Annotated in this window: 14 protein-coding genes; 6 read left to right on the top strand and 8 right to left on the bottom strand. The window is 64.1% G+C overall.

Annotation, left to right across the window (positions count from 1 at the left end; all coding sequences use genetic code 11):
* Positions 1 to 53: 53 nt before the first annotated feature.
* From ACWFUC_RS10720 to ACWFUC_RS10695, 6 genes are all read right to left on the bottom strand, one after another.
* Complete coding sequence (locus ACWFUC_RS10720) at positions 54 to 755, bottom strand: ABC transporter ATP-binding protein (protein WP_489624874.1); 702 nt, start codon at positions 753 to 755, stop codon at positions 54 to 56.
* Entirely contained in the window at positions 756 to 1,460 is a 705-nt protein-coding gene (locus tag ACWFUC_RS10715; protein ID WP_489624873.1) for an ABC transporter ATP-binding protein, read from the bottom strand. It lies immediately after the preceding gene.
* Complete coding sequence (locus tag ACWFUC_RS10710) at positions 1,447 to 2,421, bottom strand: branched-chain amino acid ABC transporter permease (protein ID WP_489624872.1); 975 nt, start codon at positions 2,419 to 2,421, stop codon at positions 1,447 to 1,449. The genes ACWFUC_RS10715 and ACWFUC_RS10710 overlap by 14 nt, the downstream gene beginning before the upstream one ends.
* Before the next feature lie 4 nt (positions 2,422 to 2,425).
* Complete coding sequence (locus ACWFUC_RS10705; protein ID WP_034340218.1) at positions 2,426 to 3,298, bottom strand: branched-chain amino acid ABC transporter permease; 873 nt, start codon at positions 3,296 to 3,298, stop codon at positions 2,426 to 2,428.
* Between the two features lie 64 nt (positions 3,299 to 3,362).
* A complete protein-coding gene (locus ACWFUC_RS10700; protein ID WP_286869575.1) occupies positions 3,363 to 4,547 on the bottom strand; it encodes an ABC transporter substrate-binding protein in 1,185 nt (394 codons plus the stop codon).
* Between the two features lie 309 nt (positions 4,548 to 4,856).
* Positions 4,857 to 5,657: an IclR family transcriptional regulator gene (locus ACWFUC_RS10695; protein ID WP_008326330.1), complete on the bottom strand. Its 801-nt coding sequence runs from the start codon at positions 5,655 to 5,657 to the stop codon at positions 4,857 to 4,859.
* A gap of 361 nt (positions 5,658 to 6,018) precedes the next feature.
* Here ACWFUC_RS10695 and ACWFUC_RS10690 point away from each other — a divergent pair, with 361 nt between their 5' ends.
* From ACWFUC_RS10690 to ACWFUC_RS10665, 6 genes are all read left to right on the top strand, one after another.
* A complete protein-coding gene (locus ACWFUC_RS10690; RefSeq protein ID WP_489624871.1) occupies positions 6,019 to 8,160 on the top strand; it encodes a 3-hydroxyacyl-CoA dehydrogenase NAD-binding domain-containing protein in 2,142 nt (713 codons plus the stop codon).
* Between the two features lie 77 nt (positions 8,161 to 8,237).
* Complete coding sequence (locus ACWFUC_RS10685) at positions 8,238 to 9,428, top strand: acetyl-CoA C-acyltransferase (RefSeq protein WP_489625532.1); 1,191 nt, start codon at positions 8,238 to 8,240, stop codon at positions 9,426 to 9,428.
* Positions 9,429 to 9,467: 39 nt separating this feature from the next.
* A complete protein-coding gene (locus ACWFUC_RS10680) occupies positions 9,468 to 10,664 on the top strand; it encodes an acyl-CoA dehydrogenase family protein (RefSeq protein ID WP_489624870.1) in 1,197 nt (398 codons plus the stop codon).
* Positions 10,665 to 10,674: 10 nt separating this feature from the next.
* Positions 10,675 to 11,820: an acyl-CoA dehydrogenase family protein gene (locus ACWFUC_RS10675; protein ID WP_489624869.1), complete on the top strand. Its 1,146-nt coding sequence runs from the start codon at positions 10,675 to 10,677 to the stop codon at positions 11,818 to 11,820.
* A complete protein-coding gene (locus tag ACWFUC_RS10670) occupies positions 11,817 to 12,617 on the top strand; it encodes an oxepin-CoA hydrolase, alternative type (protein WP_489637595.1) in 801 nt (266 codons plus the stop codon). The genes ACWFUC_RS10675 and ACWFUC_RS10670 overlap by 4 nt, the downstream gene beginning before the upstream one ends.
* A gap of 73 nt (positions 12,618 to 12,690) precedes the next feature.
* A complete protein-coding gene (locus ACWFUC_RS10665) occupies positions 12,691 to 13,899 on the top strand; it encodes a CaiB/BaiF CoA transferase family protein (protein ID WP_310840188.1) in 1,209 nt (402 codons plus the stop codon).
* 71 nt (positions 13,900 to 13,970) lie between these two features.
* Here the strand turns inward: ACWFUC_RS10665 and ACWFUC_RS10660 are convergent, their stop codons facing one another.
* Both ACWFUC_RS10660 and ACWFUC_RS10655 read right to left on the bottom strand, forming a co-directional pair.
* The gene (locus ACWFUC_RS10660; protein WP_088755249.1) at positions 13,971 to 15,164 is read right to left on the bottom strand and encodes an acyl-CoA dehydrogenase; all 1,194 of its coding nucleotides are present in this window, start codon (positions 15,162 to 15,164) and stop codon (positions 13,971 to 13,973) included.
* A 184-nt stretch (positions 15,165 to 15,348) separates the two neighbouring features.
* Positions 15,349 to 16,260 carry a LysR family transcriptional regulator gene (locus ACWFUC_RS10655; protein WP_034332540.1) on the bottom strand — a complete coding sequence of 304 codons (912 nt, stop codon included), beginning with the start codon at positions 16,258 to 16,260 and terminating at the stop codon, positions 15,349 to 15,351.
* Positions 16,261 to 16,556: the final 296 nt, after the last annotated feature.

Raw genomic sequence — 16,556 nt, 5'->3', positions numbered from 1 at the left:
GACAAAACTTCACGCTGGCGCACACCGGTCAGCCGCAGCGCGCCGTCATGGCCTCATCGTGCGAAATAAAGATCATGCAGATGATCCAGCGCCACCTCGCTGGCCTTCTCCGACAGGATCACCTTGCCGCCCTGCATCAGGTAGACGTGATCGGCCACGCCCACGGCGCGTTCGGTGTTCTGTTCCACCAGGATGATGGTGCGGCCCTCTGCCTTCAATCGCGCCAGGATTTCGAAGAGTTCGTTGACCACCACCGGGGCCAGTCCCAGCGAGGGTTCGTCGATGATGAGCAGCTTCGGCTCGGACATCAGCCCGCGCGCCATCGCCAGCATCTGCGCCTCGCCCCCGGAGAGTGACCCGGCCAGCTGGCGGCGACGTTCGCGCAGCTTTGGGAACATGGTGTAGGCGCGCTCCAGGTTGTCCTTCACGCGTGCCCGGTGCTGCGGGGCGAAGGCACCGACGATGAGGTTTTCCTCGATGCTCATGGCGCGGAAGATCATCCGCCCTTCCGGGATCATCGCCATCGAGACCTTGGACATCTCCCAGGTCGGCATGCCATTGAGCAGTTTGCCCTCCAGCGTGACCTGCCCCTGCCCGATCGGGATCAGGCCCATGATGGCGCGCAGCAGCGTGGTTTTACCGGCACCGTTGGGCCCGATGATGGTGGTCAGCTGGCCCTGCCCCACTGTCAGCGAGACATCCCACAGCACATTGATGGCACCGTAGCCGGCGCGCAGGTTGGTGACTTCAAGCATTCACGCTCCCGTATAACTCTTGATGACTGCCGGATCATTGAACACCTGCGCCGGCGCACCCTCGGCGATGAGCTGGCCGAAGTTGAGCACGGCCACGCGCGGACACAGGTTGCTGATGGTCTCGATGTCGTGTTCGATGATGACGATGCCAACGGCAAAGGCCTCATGCAGGCCCTTGAGCATCTGCATGAAGCGGCGCTTGCCATTGGTCTCCAGCCCGGCCAGCACTTCGTCGAGCAGCAGCAGCTTGGGCTGGGTGGCGAGCGCCTTGGCCACTTCCAGCGCTTTCAGTTCGGTCAGCGCCAGTTCGGTGGCGGCATCGCGCTCGGCTTTTTCGGCCAGGCCGGTGAAGGCCAGCACTTCGTCGATCTTGGCTGCATCCACCTTGCCGGCGGCAAAGCGCTGCGCCACGATCAGGTTCTGCCGCACCGTCAGTTCATGCATGGGCTGCGGAATCTGGAAGGTGCGGCCGATGCCCAGACGCGCACGGCGGTGCAGCGGCGCGTGCAGGATGTCGGCGCCATTGAAGCGGATACTGCCGCTGGTCGGACGCACCAGTCCGGAGATGGCATTGAAGAGCGTGGTCTTGCCCGCGCCATTGGCACCGACCAGACCGACCACGTCGCCGGTGCCGACCTGCAGCGTGACTTCATCGACCGCCGTCAGGCCGCCGAAGCGCACCGAGACTTTTTCAAGTTGCAGCATGCTTGCCTCCTGCGGATTTGCCTTTGCCCAGCTTGCGCAGCAGCGGCAGCAAGCCGTCCGGACTGAAGACGATCATCGCCACCAGCAAGGCCCCCAGCACCAGTTGATGGCCGGAAGGGATGATGTTCTTGAACACCAGCTGATCCAGCAGGTAGACCACCACCGCCCCGACCACCGGTCCGGTGATGCTGCGATAACCTCCGAAAATGGCAGCCACGATGGGGATGGTGACCCACAGGGCGCTGAAGGCATAGTCCGGTTCCAGGAAGCTGATGTAGTGCGCATTGAAGGCACCGACCACGCCGCACATGAAAGCCGACAGCAGCAGCATCATGCCCTTGAGCACGGTGCTGTTGACGCCCACCACGCGGGTCGCGTCCTCGCTCTCGTGCATGGCGCGCAGGGCCAATCCATAGTGGCTCTCGCGTACCCGCGCATACACCAGTGCGAACACCGCCACGATCAGCAGGATCACGAAATACGCACCGATCTTGCTCGACAGGTCCACGCCCATCACCGTCGGCAGGCGCGCAATGTTGGAGAGCCCGCCCGAGCCGCCGGTCATCGAAGTCCACTCGGTGGCCAGGATGCGGAAGATGTGTGCATACGCCAGGATCGCCAGCGCGAAATACGGACCGCGCAGGCGCAATACCGGCAGCATCGCCAGTGCCGCAATCAGTGCACCGACACCGCCCAGCAGCAAACCCAGCAATACCGGCACACCGAATTTCATGCTCAATACCGCCGAGGTATAAGCGCCCACACCAAAGAAAGCCGCGTGACCGAAACTGATCATGCCCCCCAGGTTGCCCAGCAGCGCCCACGACAGCGCGATGCCGCCGATGACCATCGAGGCCACCAGCAGGCTCATCACGTAATGGTCCTGCGCCAGCAGCAGCGGTGCGCCGATCAGCAGCAAGGGCAGCAGCAATGCGGACAGCTTGTTCTTGTTCATCGTCATGATCTCATCCCCTTCTTGCGCGCACGCCGAACAAGCCGTTGGGCATGATGAACAGCACCAGCAGGAACAAGCCCATGCCCGCCAGTTCCTGCAGGGCCGAGCTGGCCAGGGTCACGGTCAGCGCCTCGGCCACGCCGAGCAGGATCGCGCCGATCAGCACGCCCGGAATCGAACCCACACCGGCCAATACAGTAATAATGAAAGCCTTGACCGTGAGCACTCCGCCATAAGCTGGGCTGATAACACCGTAACTGAACAAGGCCACCCCGGCGAAGGACGCCAGGATGCCCGCCACGATGAAGGACACCAGTTCGGTATAGCCGGGATTGATGCCCATGAGCTTGGCCGCATCGCGGTTGCTGGAGACGGCGCGCACCGCACGGCCATACCAGCTGCGCGAGAGCCACCACCAGAGCGCAGCCATCATCAGCAGGCTCACGCCGAAGAACAGCACTTCGCTGCGCATGCTGTAGAAGGGGCCGAGCACGAAGGCTTCCTGCAGCCATTCGGAACTGGTGGAACGGATGTCGGCCTTCCAGATCAGCAGCATGCCGTTGGTGAGGATGACGCCGATGCCATAGGTGAGGATGAGCGAATTGATCTCGCGGTCCTTCTTGATGCGGCTGACCACGAAATACACGATGGCCGAGGTCAGGCACACCACCACCAGCGCGATGGGAATGGCCAGTACCGGGTTCAGGCCCAAGCCCGATTCCACCGAGTAGGCGATGTAAGCCGCCAGCAATACCAGCTCGCCCTGCGCCAGGTTGATGACCCGCATGGCACCGAACACCAGCGCCAGGCCCAAGGCAATGAGAGCGTAGGAGCCCCCCTGCAGCAGCCCCGAGTACAGGGCTTGCAGTATCAGTTCATTCATGTCTGCATTCCGTTGGAGTGGGCAACGGCGCGCATGCCCGTGCAGCGTGCGCGCCGCCCGGGCATTACCAGGGCACGGCCGGATAATTCATCTTGTTGGTAGCGGCCGCCTTGGGCCAGACGATGGCGACCTTGTCGCCCTGGTGCTGGCCCATGTGGTGGGTGAAGTTCAGGTTGTCGCCATTGGCACCGAACTGCACGCGGCCGATCAGGGTTTCACGATCGGTCTTGCGCATTTCTTCGGCCACGCCATCCTTCTTGAGCGTGCCCTTGTCGGCGGCGCGGGCGATGGCTTCGAACAGCAGCATCGATTGCACGTAACCGAACTGGCCCAGGTAGTCAGGGTCCTTCTTGTAGAGGCGGCGATAGGTTTCTTCAAAGAGCTTGCCATCAGCCGTGGTGAACTGCGCCGGATACGGCAGCAGCGCCGTGCCATACACATTGGGCACCAGGTCCGGGAAGTCCTGCGCCATCTTCGGGGTGGCCAGCGACCACACGCCGACCATGGCCTTGACCGCCGGCTTCAACACGCGCGCTGCGCGCAGGATGCCGACGTAGTCATTCTCGTAGCCGATCATGGCGATGACTTCCGGCTTGTCCTGCAGCTTGATCTTGTTGACGATGGGCTTGAAGTCGCTGATGGCCGGATCGAAGGCGTGCGAGGTCACCTTCAGTCCCTTGGCACCCCAGGCTTTTTCCAGGTCCTTGGCCAGCGCCGCCGTGGCTTCCTTGGTGGAATAGACGATGGAGACCGAGCGTGCATTCATGTCGTCGAGCAGGCCCACCATGGCCTTCTGGTAGCCGGCCACGTTGTTGATGCGGAAGAAGTTCTTGCGGCCGCTGTTGACCAGGTTGTCGTCCACGCCGCCGGAGGTCATGTAGACCAGTCCGGCCTTGCCTGCCGCATCGGCAGCCGGTGCGATGTTGTTGGAGCCGTAGCCACCGGTGATGGCCAGCACGCCTTCGCCGGCCAGCTTCTCGACGGCGGCAATCGCCTTGGCCGGCGCCGATTCGTCATCGATGGTGACCAGCTTGATCTTGTGCTTGCCGTTGGTCTTGTTGAAGACATCAGCCGCCACGTTGATGCCCTCCTGCATGCCCGAGCCCACGCGTGCCAGGCTGCCGGTCAGCGGAATTTCCACGCCGACCTTGAGTTCGTCGGCGGCCGCGCTGCCCGCGCCACCGGCCAGTGCCGAGGCGATACAGGCCAGCAGGGCCAGTCGCTTGATGCCTTGATGCTTGTTCGTCATTGTCTCCACCTTTTTCCTCTGAGTGAATCTGAGTGATGTTGATGTCTGTCCTGGCCGGGGACGTCCCGCTTCAGCGATGGATGCCAGGCGCACGACGCTGCCTGCGAACGTGCGCATCCCGGCCGGACAGCACCGGACACCCATGGCTGAAACGGGTCTGCATGACCCCGATGGCGCTGACTTCTGTTTTTTGTTGTGATGGACCTGCGGTACTGCCTTGCTGCGCACCGGTCATGCCTGCGGCATGGCGGCGCGTCTGTCTCCGTGCTCGTTGTTGCTCGTTGTAACCTGTTCGTTGCTGCCTGCCGCTCAGTGGCGGCCCATGCTCGCTTCCACCGTGCGCACCACGTTCACCAGACGCGGGCCGAGGTCTTCCATCAGCATCTCGCGCGTCAGCATGAACGCCGGGCCGCCGCAATTGAAGGCCATGATCTTTTCTTCGTTGGCATCGATCATGGGCACGCCCACGGCGCTGATGGTCTTTTCCCATTCGCCAACCGAAATGCAGAAACCATGATCCTGGTAATCCTTGAAGGCCTGCTCGATGCCGGCCTTGACCTTGGGCCATTGCTCTTCATTGCGCAGGCGGATGTGGTCCATCAGGAAATCGCGTTCGTTCTGGGGCAAGGCGCACAGCAGCGCGCGGCCCATGGAGGTGGTGGCCAGCGGAATGCGCGAGCCGACATCGCGGCGCAAGGTCACGGCGGACTGGCCGCGCGTGGCTTCGATGTAGACCATGCTGAGGCGATCGCGGATGCCCAGCGCCACATTGCATTGCGAATAGTCGGCCAGCTCCTGCATGGCCGGACGCGCCAGCTTGCGCACATCCATGCCGGAGAGGAGTGAGTAGCCGAGGGCGAGCACGCCGGAGCCGAGTTGATAGCGGCCCTGGTCTTCGGAATATTCGAGATAGCCCAGCCGGGTCAGGGTGTGCGTCAGACGCGAGATGGTCGGCTTGGGCAGGCCGGTGCGCTTGGCCAGTTCGGTGTTGGTGAGGTAGATCTCCCCGGGGCGGAAGCACCGCAGGATCTCCAGTCCACGCGCCAGGGCATTGACGAACTGCCGGTCGTGGCTCTCATCCTCACCCTTGAACGACACAATCTCATCCATCCGTCACATCTCCGCGTGGCAGGGCCGTGCCGCATGGTCACGTCGCCCCTCATTGGCTGTGGAATGTACACACCTGAAATCGCAGTGTCAATTATTTGCGAACGTGTGTTCCGCTGTGCAAAACAAGCAGTCCGGATGTGGCGTTTCAACAGCGCCAAAGGAGGCCCCCGGCTCAACCTGCCTTTTTCGCCATCGGCCGCAAACGCCCGCCCCGCGTGAACCTTACTAACAATTGTGCAGATCGGGCCGCTGCGGTATGCACGGTTTACACATCCGGCGCAAATGCGGTATCGTTGCCGACAAAAGCCATTTGCGAACTTGAGTTTCGCTATGCGAACCAACTAGAACAGGAGACTGCTGCATGTCCAAGCAATCCACGGCGGCGGGCGAAACGCCCCCGGTCCATCTGGCGCGTGAAGGTGCCATCCTGGTGGTGACCATCGACAACCCGCCGGTCAATGCGCTGGGGGTGGCGGTGCGCCGGGGCCTGATGTCCGCCATCGAGGAAGGCGAGGCCGATGCCGACGTGACCGCCATCCTGGTGACCGGCGCGGGCCGCAACTTCATCGGCGGGGCCGACATCCGCGAATTCGGCAAGCCGCCGCAATCGCCCCTGCTGACCGAACTGTGCAATCGCATCGAGGCCTGCAACAAGCCGGTGCTGGCGGCCATCCACGGCGCGGCCCTGGGCGGCGGGCTGGAAGTGGCGCTGGCTGCGCATTACCGCGTGGCCCTCGGCAACGCCCGCCTGGGATTGCCCGAAGTACAACTGGGCCTGCTGCCCGGTGCCGGCGGCACCCAGCGCACGCCGCGCCTGATCGGTGCGCAGGCCGCGCTGGAGATGATGCTGACGGGACGCCATCTCAGCGCCAAGGAAGCCCTTTCGCTCGGTCTGGTAGACCAGTTGGCCGAGGGCGACAGCGCCCACCAGGCACGCGCGGCCGGCCTGCGCGAACTGCAGGCCCTGCTCGACACGCACGCCCCGGTACGCCGCAGCCGCGATGGCAAAGGGCTGGCTGATACCGCCGCCACGCAAGCGGCCATTGCGGCCGCACGCGCCGAGGCCGGCAAGAAATCGCGCGGCCTGTTCTCCCCGCACAAGATCATCGATGCGGTGGAAGGCGCCACCACTCTCCCCTTCGAGGAAGGACTCGCACTGGAACGCCAGTTCTTCCTGCAATGCCTGGACAGCCCGCAACGCGCCGGCCTGATCCACGCCTTCTTTGCCGAACGCGAAGTGCAGAAAGCCCCAGAGACCCGCAACGCCCAGCCGCGCCGCATCGAACAGATCGGCGTGGTCGGCGGCGGCACCATGGGTGCGGGCATTGCCGTGGCGGTGCTCGATGCCGGTTTGCCGGTGACCATGATCGAACGCGACGACGAAGCGCTCGCACGTGGACGCGGCCATGTGGAAAAAACTTACGACGCCCAGGTGGCCAAGGGCCGTCTCACGCAAGAGGCCCGCGATGCGGTACTGGCGCGCTTGCAGGGCAGCACCCGTTATGAAGACTTGTCCGCCGCCGATGTAGTGATCGAAGCCGTCTTCGAAGATCTGACGGTGAAGCAAGCCGTCTTCGCCGAACTGGACCGCGTCTGCAAGCCCGGTGCCGTGCTGGCGACCAACACGTCCTACCTCGACATCGATGCGATCGCCGCCAGCATCTCCCGTCCGGCGGACGTGATCGGCCTGCATTTCTTCTCGCCGGCCAATGTGATGAAGCTGCTGGAAATCGTGGTGCCGCGCCAGGTCGCCGCCGATGTGGTGGCCACCGCTTTCGAACTGGCCAAGCGCCTGCGCAAGGTGCCGGTGCGCGCCGGGGTCTGCGATGGCTTCATCGGCAATCGCATCCTGGCCGTGTATCGTCAGGCGGCCGATGCCCTGATGGAAGATGGCGCGTCGCCCTATGAGATCGATGCTGCCGTGCGCGACTTCGGTTTTGCCATGGGGCCGTACCAGGTGGTGGACCTGGCCGGTGGCGACATTGGCTGGGCCACCCGCAAGCGCCGCGCCGCCACGCGCGATCCGCGTGCGCGCTACGTCCACATTGCCGACCGCCTGTGCGAGCGCGGCTGGTTCGGCCAGAAGAGCGGACGCGGTTTCTATCGCTATCCGGATGGACCGCGCAGCGGCGCGCCGGACCCGGAAGTGCTCGCGCTCATCGACGAAGAACGTGCGCGTGCCGGCATCACCCCGCGCAGCTTCAGCAAGGAAGACATCCAGCGCCGCTACCTGGCGGCCATGATCAATGAAGGTGCCAATGTCGTGCACCAGCGCATTGCGCTGCGTCCGCTGGATGTGGATGTCACCTTCCTCTATGGCTACGGTTTCCCGCGCCATCGTGGCGGTCCGATGAAATACGCCGACATGGTCGGCCTGCCCAATGTGCTGGCGGACATCCGCGCCTTTGCCGCCGAAGACCCGCTGTTCTGGACGCCCTCGCCGCTGCTGGTGGAACTGGTCGAACGCGGCGCCAATTTTGAATCGCTGAACCAGGCCGGCTGACCGATCGACCGAACTCCGCGGAGACCGCGCGCCTTGGCGGTCTCCCCCTTGCACCATCCTTCCAGGAGAATTCCATGATGCGGGAAGCCGTCATCGTATCCACTGCGCGTACTCCCTTGACCAAGGCCCATCGCGGCGAATTCAACGTCACGTCCGGCCCGACCCTGGCGGCCTTCGCCGTGCGCGCCGCCGTCGAACGTGCGCGCATCGATCCGGGCCAGATCGAGGATGCCATCCTCGGCTGCGGCTATCCGGAAGGCACCACCGGCCGCAACATCGCGCGCCAGGCCATCGTGCGTGCAGGGCTGCCCATCAGTATCGCCGGCACCACCGTCAATCGTTTCTGTGCGTCGGGCCTGCAAGCCATTGCGATGGCCGCAGGCCGCATCGTGGTCGATGGCGCCGATGCCATGATCGCAGGCGGTGTTGAAAGCATCTCGCAGATCCGCAGCCGCAGCGCCACCGATAGCGGCGACAGCGGCATGGACCCGTGGATCGTCGAGCACAAGCCCGACCTCTACCTGCCCATGATCGAGACCGCCGACATCGTGGCCGCGCGCTACGGCATCTCGCGCGAAGACCAGGACCGCTTCTCCGAAGCCAGCCAGCGCAAGACCGCCGAAGCGCAGGAAGCCGGACGCTACCGCGACGAGATCGTGGCCTGCACCACCACCATGCAAGTGACCGACAAGGCCAGCGGCCAGACCAGCCTGCGCGAGGTGACGGTGGAGGCCGACAACTGCAACCGTCCCGGCACCACCTATGAGGCACTGGCCAAGCTGGCCCCGGTGATGGGCGCGGACAAGTTCATCACGGCAGGCAATTCCTCGCAGCTCTCCGACGGCGCTTCGGCCTGCGTGATGATGGAAGCACGCGCTGCAGAACGCGCGGGGTTGCCGGTACTGGGCGCGTTCCGTGGTCTTGCCGTGGCCGGTTGCGAGCCCGATGAAATGGGCATCGGCCCGGTCTTTGCGGTACCGCGCCTGCTGCAGCGGCACGGCCTGCGCATGGAAGACATCGGCCTGTGGGAACTCAACGAAGCCTTCGCCTCGCAGGCCCTGTACTGCCAGCGACGCCTGGGCATTCCGGAAGAACTGCTCAACGTCAACGGCGGCGCCATTTCCATCGGCCATCCCTTCGGCATGACCGGCGCGCGCCTGGCCGGCCACGTACTCATCGAGGGCAAGCGGCGCGGTGCGCGCTATGCCGTGGTGACCATGTGCATCGCCGGCGGCATGGGCGCGGCCGGCCTGTTTGAAATCTATTGAAGCGCAGCGTCGCTTCGCCGCATCCCCAAGGAGACTGGAATGGATCTGAATTTCACCCCGGCCGAAGAAGCCTTCCGCGACAGCGTGCGCGCCTTCCTCGCCGAGAAGCTGCCCAAGGCCTTGTCTGACAAGGTGGCCAGCGGCAAGCACCTGAGCCGCGACGAGATGGAACAATGGCATGCCATCCTCAACGAGCGCGGCTGGCTGGCCAATCACTGGCCCAAGGAATATGGCGGCACCGGCTGGACCGTGATCGAGAAATTCATCTTCGAACATGAGTGTTGCCTGGCGCATGCGCCGCGCGTGGTGCCCTTCGGCGTCAACATGCTGGGGCCGGTGTTGATCAAGTACGGCAACGAAGCGCAGAAGCAGTATTGGCTGCCGCGCATCCTCAATGGCGAGGACTGGTGGTGCCAGGGCTATTCGGAGCCGGGCGCGGGTTCCGACCTGGCGGCCGTGAAGACGCATGCGGTACGCGACGGCGATCATTACATCGTCAACGGCCAGAAGACCTGGACCACGCTGGGCCACTACGCCAACATGATTTTCTGCCTGGTACGCACCAACCGCGAGGCCAAGAAGCAGGAAGGCATCAGCTTCCTGCTCATCGACATGAACGCCCCGGGTGTGGAAGTGCGCCCCATCATCACGCTGGATGGCGAGCACGAAGTCAACGAGGTCTTCTTCACCGATGTGCGCGTGCCGGTACAAAACCTGGTCGGCGAGGAAGATCGCGGCTGGAGCTGCGCCAAGTACCTGCTGACCTATGAGCGCACCAACATCGCCGGCATCGGCTTCTCGGTGGCCGCGCTGCAACGCTTGAAGAACATCGCCGCCACGCAACGCAGCCATGGCCGTCCGCTGGCTGACGATCCGCTCTTCGCGGCCCGTATGGCCCGCGTGGAAATCGATCTGGAGAACATGAAGACCACCAACCTGCGCGTCATCTCGGCGGTCGCCGGCGGTGGTGCGCCCGGTGCGGAAAGCTCCATGCTCAAGATACGCGGCACCGAGATCCGCCAAGAAATCACCGCCCTCACCCGCCGCGCCATGGGTCCTTATGCGCGCCCGTATCAGTGGCATTCGCTGGAAGAAGGTCACGACGGCGGCACGCTGGGTCCGGAAGCCGCTGCCGGAGCGGCCGCGCATTACTTCAACAATCGCAAGCTGTCGATCTTCGGCGGCTCCAATGAAATCCAGAAGAACATCATCTCCAAGATGATCCTTGGCCTGTGAGGAAACGCCCATGAATTTCGAGCACACCGAAGAACGGCGCATGCTGGCCGACAGCCTGCGCCGTCTCATTACCGAACAGTATGGTTTTGAAGCCCGCAAGCACCTGCTGCAATCCGCACCCGGCATGAGCCGCGACATGTGGTCGCAGCTGGCAGAGATGGGCGTGATCGGCGCGCTCTTCCGCGAGGAAGATGGCGGCTACGGCGGGGGCGGTTTCGACATCGCCGTGGTGTTTGAAGAGATCGGCCGCGGCCTGCTGCTGGAGCCCTTGCTGGGCAGCGCCATTCTGGTGGGCGAGGCCATCGCCGCCGCCGGCACGCCCGCACAGAAAGCCCTGCTGGGAACGATCATCGCCGGCCAGACGCTGGCCGCCTTGGCCCATGAAGAAGCCGACAGCCACTACGCGCCCACGCACGTGGCCACGCGCGCCACGCAATCGGCCGATGGAAGCTGGCGTCTGCAAGGGCACAAGGCGGTCGTGGTGCACGCGGAAGCGGCCGATGTATTCCTGGTCTCGGCGCGCACCAGCGGCGCCACCGATGACACTGACGGCATCTCGCTGTTCCTGATCCCGGCCGATACGGCGGGCCTGCAATTGCACGGCAGCGACACCATCGACGGTGGCCGCGTAGCCGACCTGCTGCTGCAGGATGCCGCCCTGCCCGCCGACGCTTTGCTGGGCAGCCCAGGCGATGGTGCTGCGCTGCTCGAACGTATCCTCGGACGCGGCGTGCTGGCCCTGTGCGCTGAAGCGCTGGGCGCGATGGAAGTGGCCAAGGAAGCCACGCTCGATTACCTGCGCACCCGCAAGCAGTTCGGCCTGCCCATCGGCAGCTTCCAGGCCCTGCAGCACCGCATGGCCGACCTGCTGCTGGAAGTGGAACAGGCGCGCTCGGCGGTCATCAATGCCGCTGCTGCCCTGGACGCCGACCGCCTCACGCGCGAACGCGCCTTGTCGGCGGCCAAATTCAGCATCGGCCGCATCGGCACGCTGGTGGCCGAAGAATCGATCCAGCTGCATGGCGGCATCGGCATGACCTGGGAACTGCCGCTGTCGCATTACGCCAAGCGCCTGGTGATGATCGATCACCAGCTCGGCGACGAGGACCACCACCTGCAACGCTACATCGCGCTGGGCCGCGAAGTAGCGGCATGAGCGAGGTCCTCTGCGAGCAGCGCGGCGCGGTGCGCGTGCTCATCAATCACGATCCGGCCACGCGCAATGCCCTCAACGCCGACCTGTACGTGGCACTGACGGCCGCGCTCGACGAGGCCCAGGCCGATCCGCAAGTGGGGGCCATCGTGCTGGCCGGGGGCGGCAACTTCTTCTGCTCCGGCGGCGACCTGCGCCTGCTGGCCCAGCGCCGCAACATGGCACCCCAACAACGGCGTGCAAAACTGGAAGGCTTGCACGACCTGATCCGCCATATCGGCCGCTGCAGCAAGCCGGTGATTGCAGCCGTCGAAGGCGGCGCGGCCGGGGCCGGGCTGTCGCTGGCCCTGGCCTGCGATCTGCTGGTGAGCACGCGCCAGGCGCAGTTCTCGGTGGCCTACGTCAAGGTCGGGCTCACGCCCGATGGGGGCGTGACGGCCTTCCTCGCGCAATTCCTGTCGCGCCAGGTGCTGACCCAGCTGTGCCTGTCGGGCGAGCGTTTCAATGGCGAACGCCTGCATGCCATGGGCGCGGTCAATCAACTGGCCGAGGCGGGACAGGCACTGCAAGCCGCCGTGCAACTGGCCGCCACCCTGGCCGACGGACCGGCACAGGCGATGGCCCGCATCAAGCACCTGTGCCAGCATGCCTACGGTGCCACGCTGGAAGAACAACTGGAACTGGAAGCGCAGCACATGGTGCTGTCGCAGGGCGAAGAAGAAGCGGCCGAGGGCATTCACGCCTTCCTCGAAAAACGGCCCGCCGATTTCCGGCGGCTGCGGCAGACACCAAACGAATAGCATTACCGGGATGCGCAAGCACGAAATACAGAAGAACAAAACGCAATACGCATCCCGTCCATGAGGAGACAACATGACTGAACAGACTGCATCCCTGCCGCTGGAAGGCGTCCGCGTACTGGACCTCTCGCGCGTGCTGGCCGGCCCGTGGTGTGCGATGGTGCTGGGCGACCTGGGTGCCGAAGTGATCAAGGTCGAGCACCCCGAACGCGGCGACGACACGCGCGACTGGGGCACCCGCATCGGCTCCACCGAAACCGCGTATTTCAACAGCGTCAACCGCAACAAGCGCTCCATCAGCGTCGACCTGCAGACCGAGGAAGGCCAGGATATCGTGCGCCAGCTGGCCGGCAAGAGCGATGTGGTGATCCAGAATTTCAAGTTCGGCGGCGTACAGAAATTTGGCCTCGATTACGAAACCCTGCGCCGCGACAATCCCGGCCTGGTGTATTGCTCCATCACCGGCTACGACAGCAGCGGTCCCGAAGCCACGCGGCCCGGCTATGACCTGGTGATCCAGGGCGAATCCGGGCTGATGTCGCTCAATGGCGAGGCCAGCCAGCCGCCGTTGAAGCTCGGTGTGGCGGCGGTGGACCTGTTCACCGGCATGTATTCCGCCCAGGGCGTGCTGGCCGCGCTGTACCAGCGCCAGCAGACCGGACAGGGGCGCCACGTGGAAATGGCGCTGTTCGATTGCGGCGTCATGATCACCTCGTATTACGGACTGGAAGCGCTGATCCTGGGCGACGATCCGCCGCGCTATGGCAATGCGCATCCCTCCATCATTCCCTATGGCGTCTTTGATGCGGCCGATGGCAGGCTGGTCATTACCGTAGGCACCAACAGCCAGTACCAGCGTTTCTGCCACAGCGTCATCGACCGTCCCGACCTGGCCGAGGATGCGCGCTTCAAGACCAATGTCAGCCGTGGCCAGCATCGCGACGTGCTGGTCCCGGAAATCAATCGCGAACTCAAGGCCCGCAAGCGTGCCGACCTGCTGGCCAAGCTGCACCAGGCCGGCATTCCCTGCGGTGAAGTACTGGGCCTGCATGAGGCCCTGACCAGTCCGCGCGCCACCTCGGCCGGCCTGGTCAGCACGCATCCGCATGCAGAAGCGGGCAGCGTGCAGGTGCTGACGCCGCCCTATCGCTTCGATGGCGAACGCCTGCCGGTGCGCAAGGCGCCGCCCTCCCTGGGTGAAGGCACGGGAGAAGTCTTGCAGTCGCTGCTGGGGATGGAAGAAGCACAGATCGCCGCGTTGCGCGAACGGGGCGTGCTGTAGCGAGAGAGGAGCGGAAGAGAAAACAGATCGCCAGCAAGCCACCGTACAGGCGGCTTGCAGGCGATGTCGCTTCAGTTGGAGAAAGCTGCCAGCCCGGTGATGGCGCGGCCGAGGATCAGCGCATGCACATCATGCGTGCCCTCATAGGTGTTCACGACTTCCAGGTTCACCAGGTGACGCGCCACGCCGAACTCGTCGGAGATACCGTTGCCGCCCATCATGTCGCGCGCCATGCGGGCGATGTCCAGTGCCTTGCCGCAGCTGTTGCGCTTCATGATCGAGGTCTGCTCGATACCGGAATATCCCTCATCCTTCAGGCGTCCCAGGCGCAGGCAGCCTTGCAGGCCCAGCGAGATTTCGGTGAGCATGTCGGCCAGCTTCTTCTGCACCAACTGGTTGGCCGCCAGCGGACGGCCGAACTGCTGGCGCTCCATGGTGTAGCGGCGCGCGCGTTCGTAGCAGTCTTCGGCTGCGCCCAGCGCGCCCCAGGCGATGCCGTAACGCGCGCTGTTCAAGCAGGTGAAGGGCCCCTTCAATCCGCGCACATCGGGGAAGGCGTTCTCCTCCGGACAGAAGACGTTGTCCATCACGATTTCCCCGGTGATGGAAGAACGCAGGCCGACCTTGCCGTGGATGGCCGGTGCCGACAAGCCCTTGGCCCCCTTGTCGAGGATGAAGCCGCGAATCTCGCCTTCGTCATCCTTGGCCCACACCACGAAGACATCGGCCACCGGGCTGTTGGTGATCCACATCTTGCTGCCGGACAGGCTGTAACCCCCGTCCACCTTGCGCGCGCGGGTGATCATGCTGCCGGGATCGGAACCGTGGTTGGGTTCGGTCAGGCCGAAGCAACCGATCCATTCGCCGCTGGCCAGCTTGGGGAGGTATTTCTGTTTCTGCGCTTCGGTGCCGAAGGCATTGATGGGGGTCATCACCAGCGAGGATTGCACGCTCATCATGGAGCGATAGCCGGAATCGACGCGCTCGACTTCACGCGCGATCAAACCATAACAAACGTAATTCAACCCGGCACCACCGTATTGCTCGTCGATGGTCGCGCCCAGCAGGCCCAGTTCGCCCATCTCGCGGAAGATGCTCACATCCATCTTCTCGTGGCGGAAGGCTTCCAGCACGCGCGGGGCCAGGCGGTCCTGGCAGTAGGCCTGGGCGGCGTCGCGCACCTGGCGCTCATCGTCGCTCAGTTGCTGCTCCAGCATCAGGGGGTCGGCGTAATCGAATGCATGTCGTTGCTGCGTTTTGCTCATGGAAGCCTCTTTTGTGCATCAGGAATCGCTGCAGCGGCACAGTCTTCGCGGACCGTCCTCGCGCAGCGGCGGTGGACAAAAATATACGGACTGCCCCGCCCCGGCGCAAACGAATTGTTTGCATCACCGTGTGCGTTTTGCGCACTCCGGTTCCGCCTGTCGAGACAGCCGATCCGGACCCGGCTCAACCCAATCCGCTGGGCAGGCGATAGGCCTTGGCCTGTTCTTCCAGCCAGTCCTGGAACAGGCGCAGCAGCGGCCGCTCCGAGGTGCGCTCGGGATAGATCAGGTAGTAGGAGTGCGTGCTCAGGTAATCGTGATCGACTGCCACCACCAGCAGGCCGCGCCGCAATTCATCCTCGATCAGAAAGCGCGGGATCAGCGCCACGCCCATGCCCACGATGGCGGCCTGGGTCAGCATGGAGAACAGTTCCAGTTGCGTGCCCACCAGGTCGTTCTGCACCTGCATGCCGAAGGAAGCGAACCACTGCCGCCACACATAGGGCCGCGTGCTCTGCTGCAGCAGCGGATAGGCCAGCAGCTCGGTGGGCGTGAGCTTGCGGCCGGCACCGATGAGCTCGGGGCTGGCCACGGCCACCATGCTCTCGCGCATCAGGAACACGCCCTCGGTGCCGGGCCAGCTGGCTTGCCCGGCGTAGAGCGTGGCATCGAGATTGGTCTCTTCGAAAAGGAAAGGCCGGGTGCGCGGCCTCAGGTTGACGGTCACGCCCGGATGCGCCTCCAGGAAGGAGCGCAGGCGCGGCAGCAGCCACCGCGTGGCGAAGGTCGGCATCACGCCCAGCTCCAGCGTATCGCCATGGCCATCGCGCGACATCAGGTGCAGGGCATCGCGCTCGATTTCATCCAGGCGCTGGCCGACCTGGTGGCTGTAGCTCACGCCCGCTTCGGTCAGGCGCACGCCACGCTTGGTGCGGCGAAACAGCTTCAGGCCCAGGAATTCTTCCAGCGCGGCTACCTGGCGGCAGACGGCGCTTTGCGTCACCGCCATTTCCTGGGCGGCCTTGGTAAAGCTCTGGTGCCGCGCGGCCGACTCGAAGACGGCCATGGCCTGGGTGGAGGGAATCTTTCGGCGCATCGTGCGAAAAAGGCGGAGAAGTGAATTTTATGCACATCTTACTGCAGCTGCGGCGTCTTCCATCGTGCCTCATTGAATAATCTTGTACGACATCCTGACAACCATCGATATCAAACAATCGATATCAATTAACGCATTGCCAGCATGATTAATTTCATTGGATGGAAATCTTGCTGGTCGTTAAGATCAAGCCCGATCCAGCCATGCGACCATCGAACAGCAAGCGCCGGCGGCCAAGGGAGGCCGCAGGTGAGAAGAGAGACAGGATGGGCAGGAAGCCGACGCTCCGTGACGGC

The organism is Herbaspirillum sp. Her4 (assembly GCF_057961335.1).
This window is presented reverse-complemented; position numbering and strand designations above follow the sequence as displayed.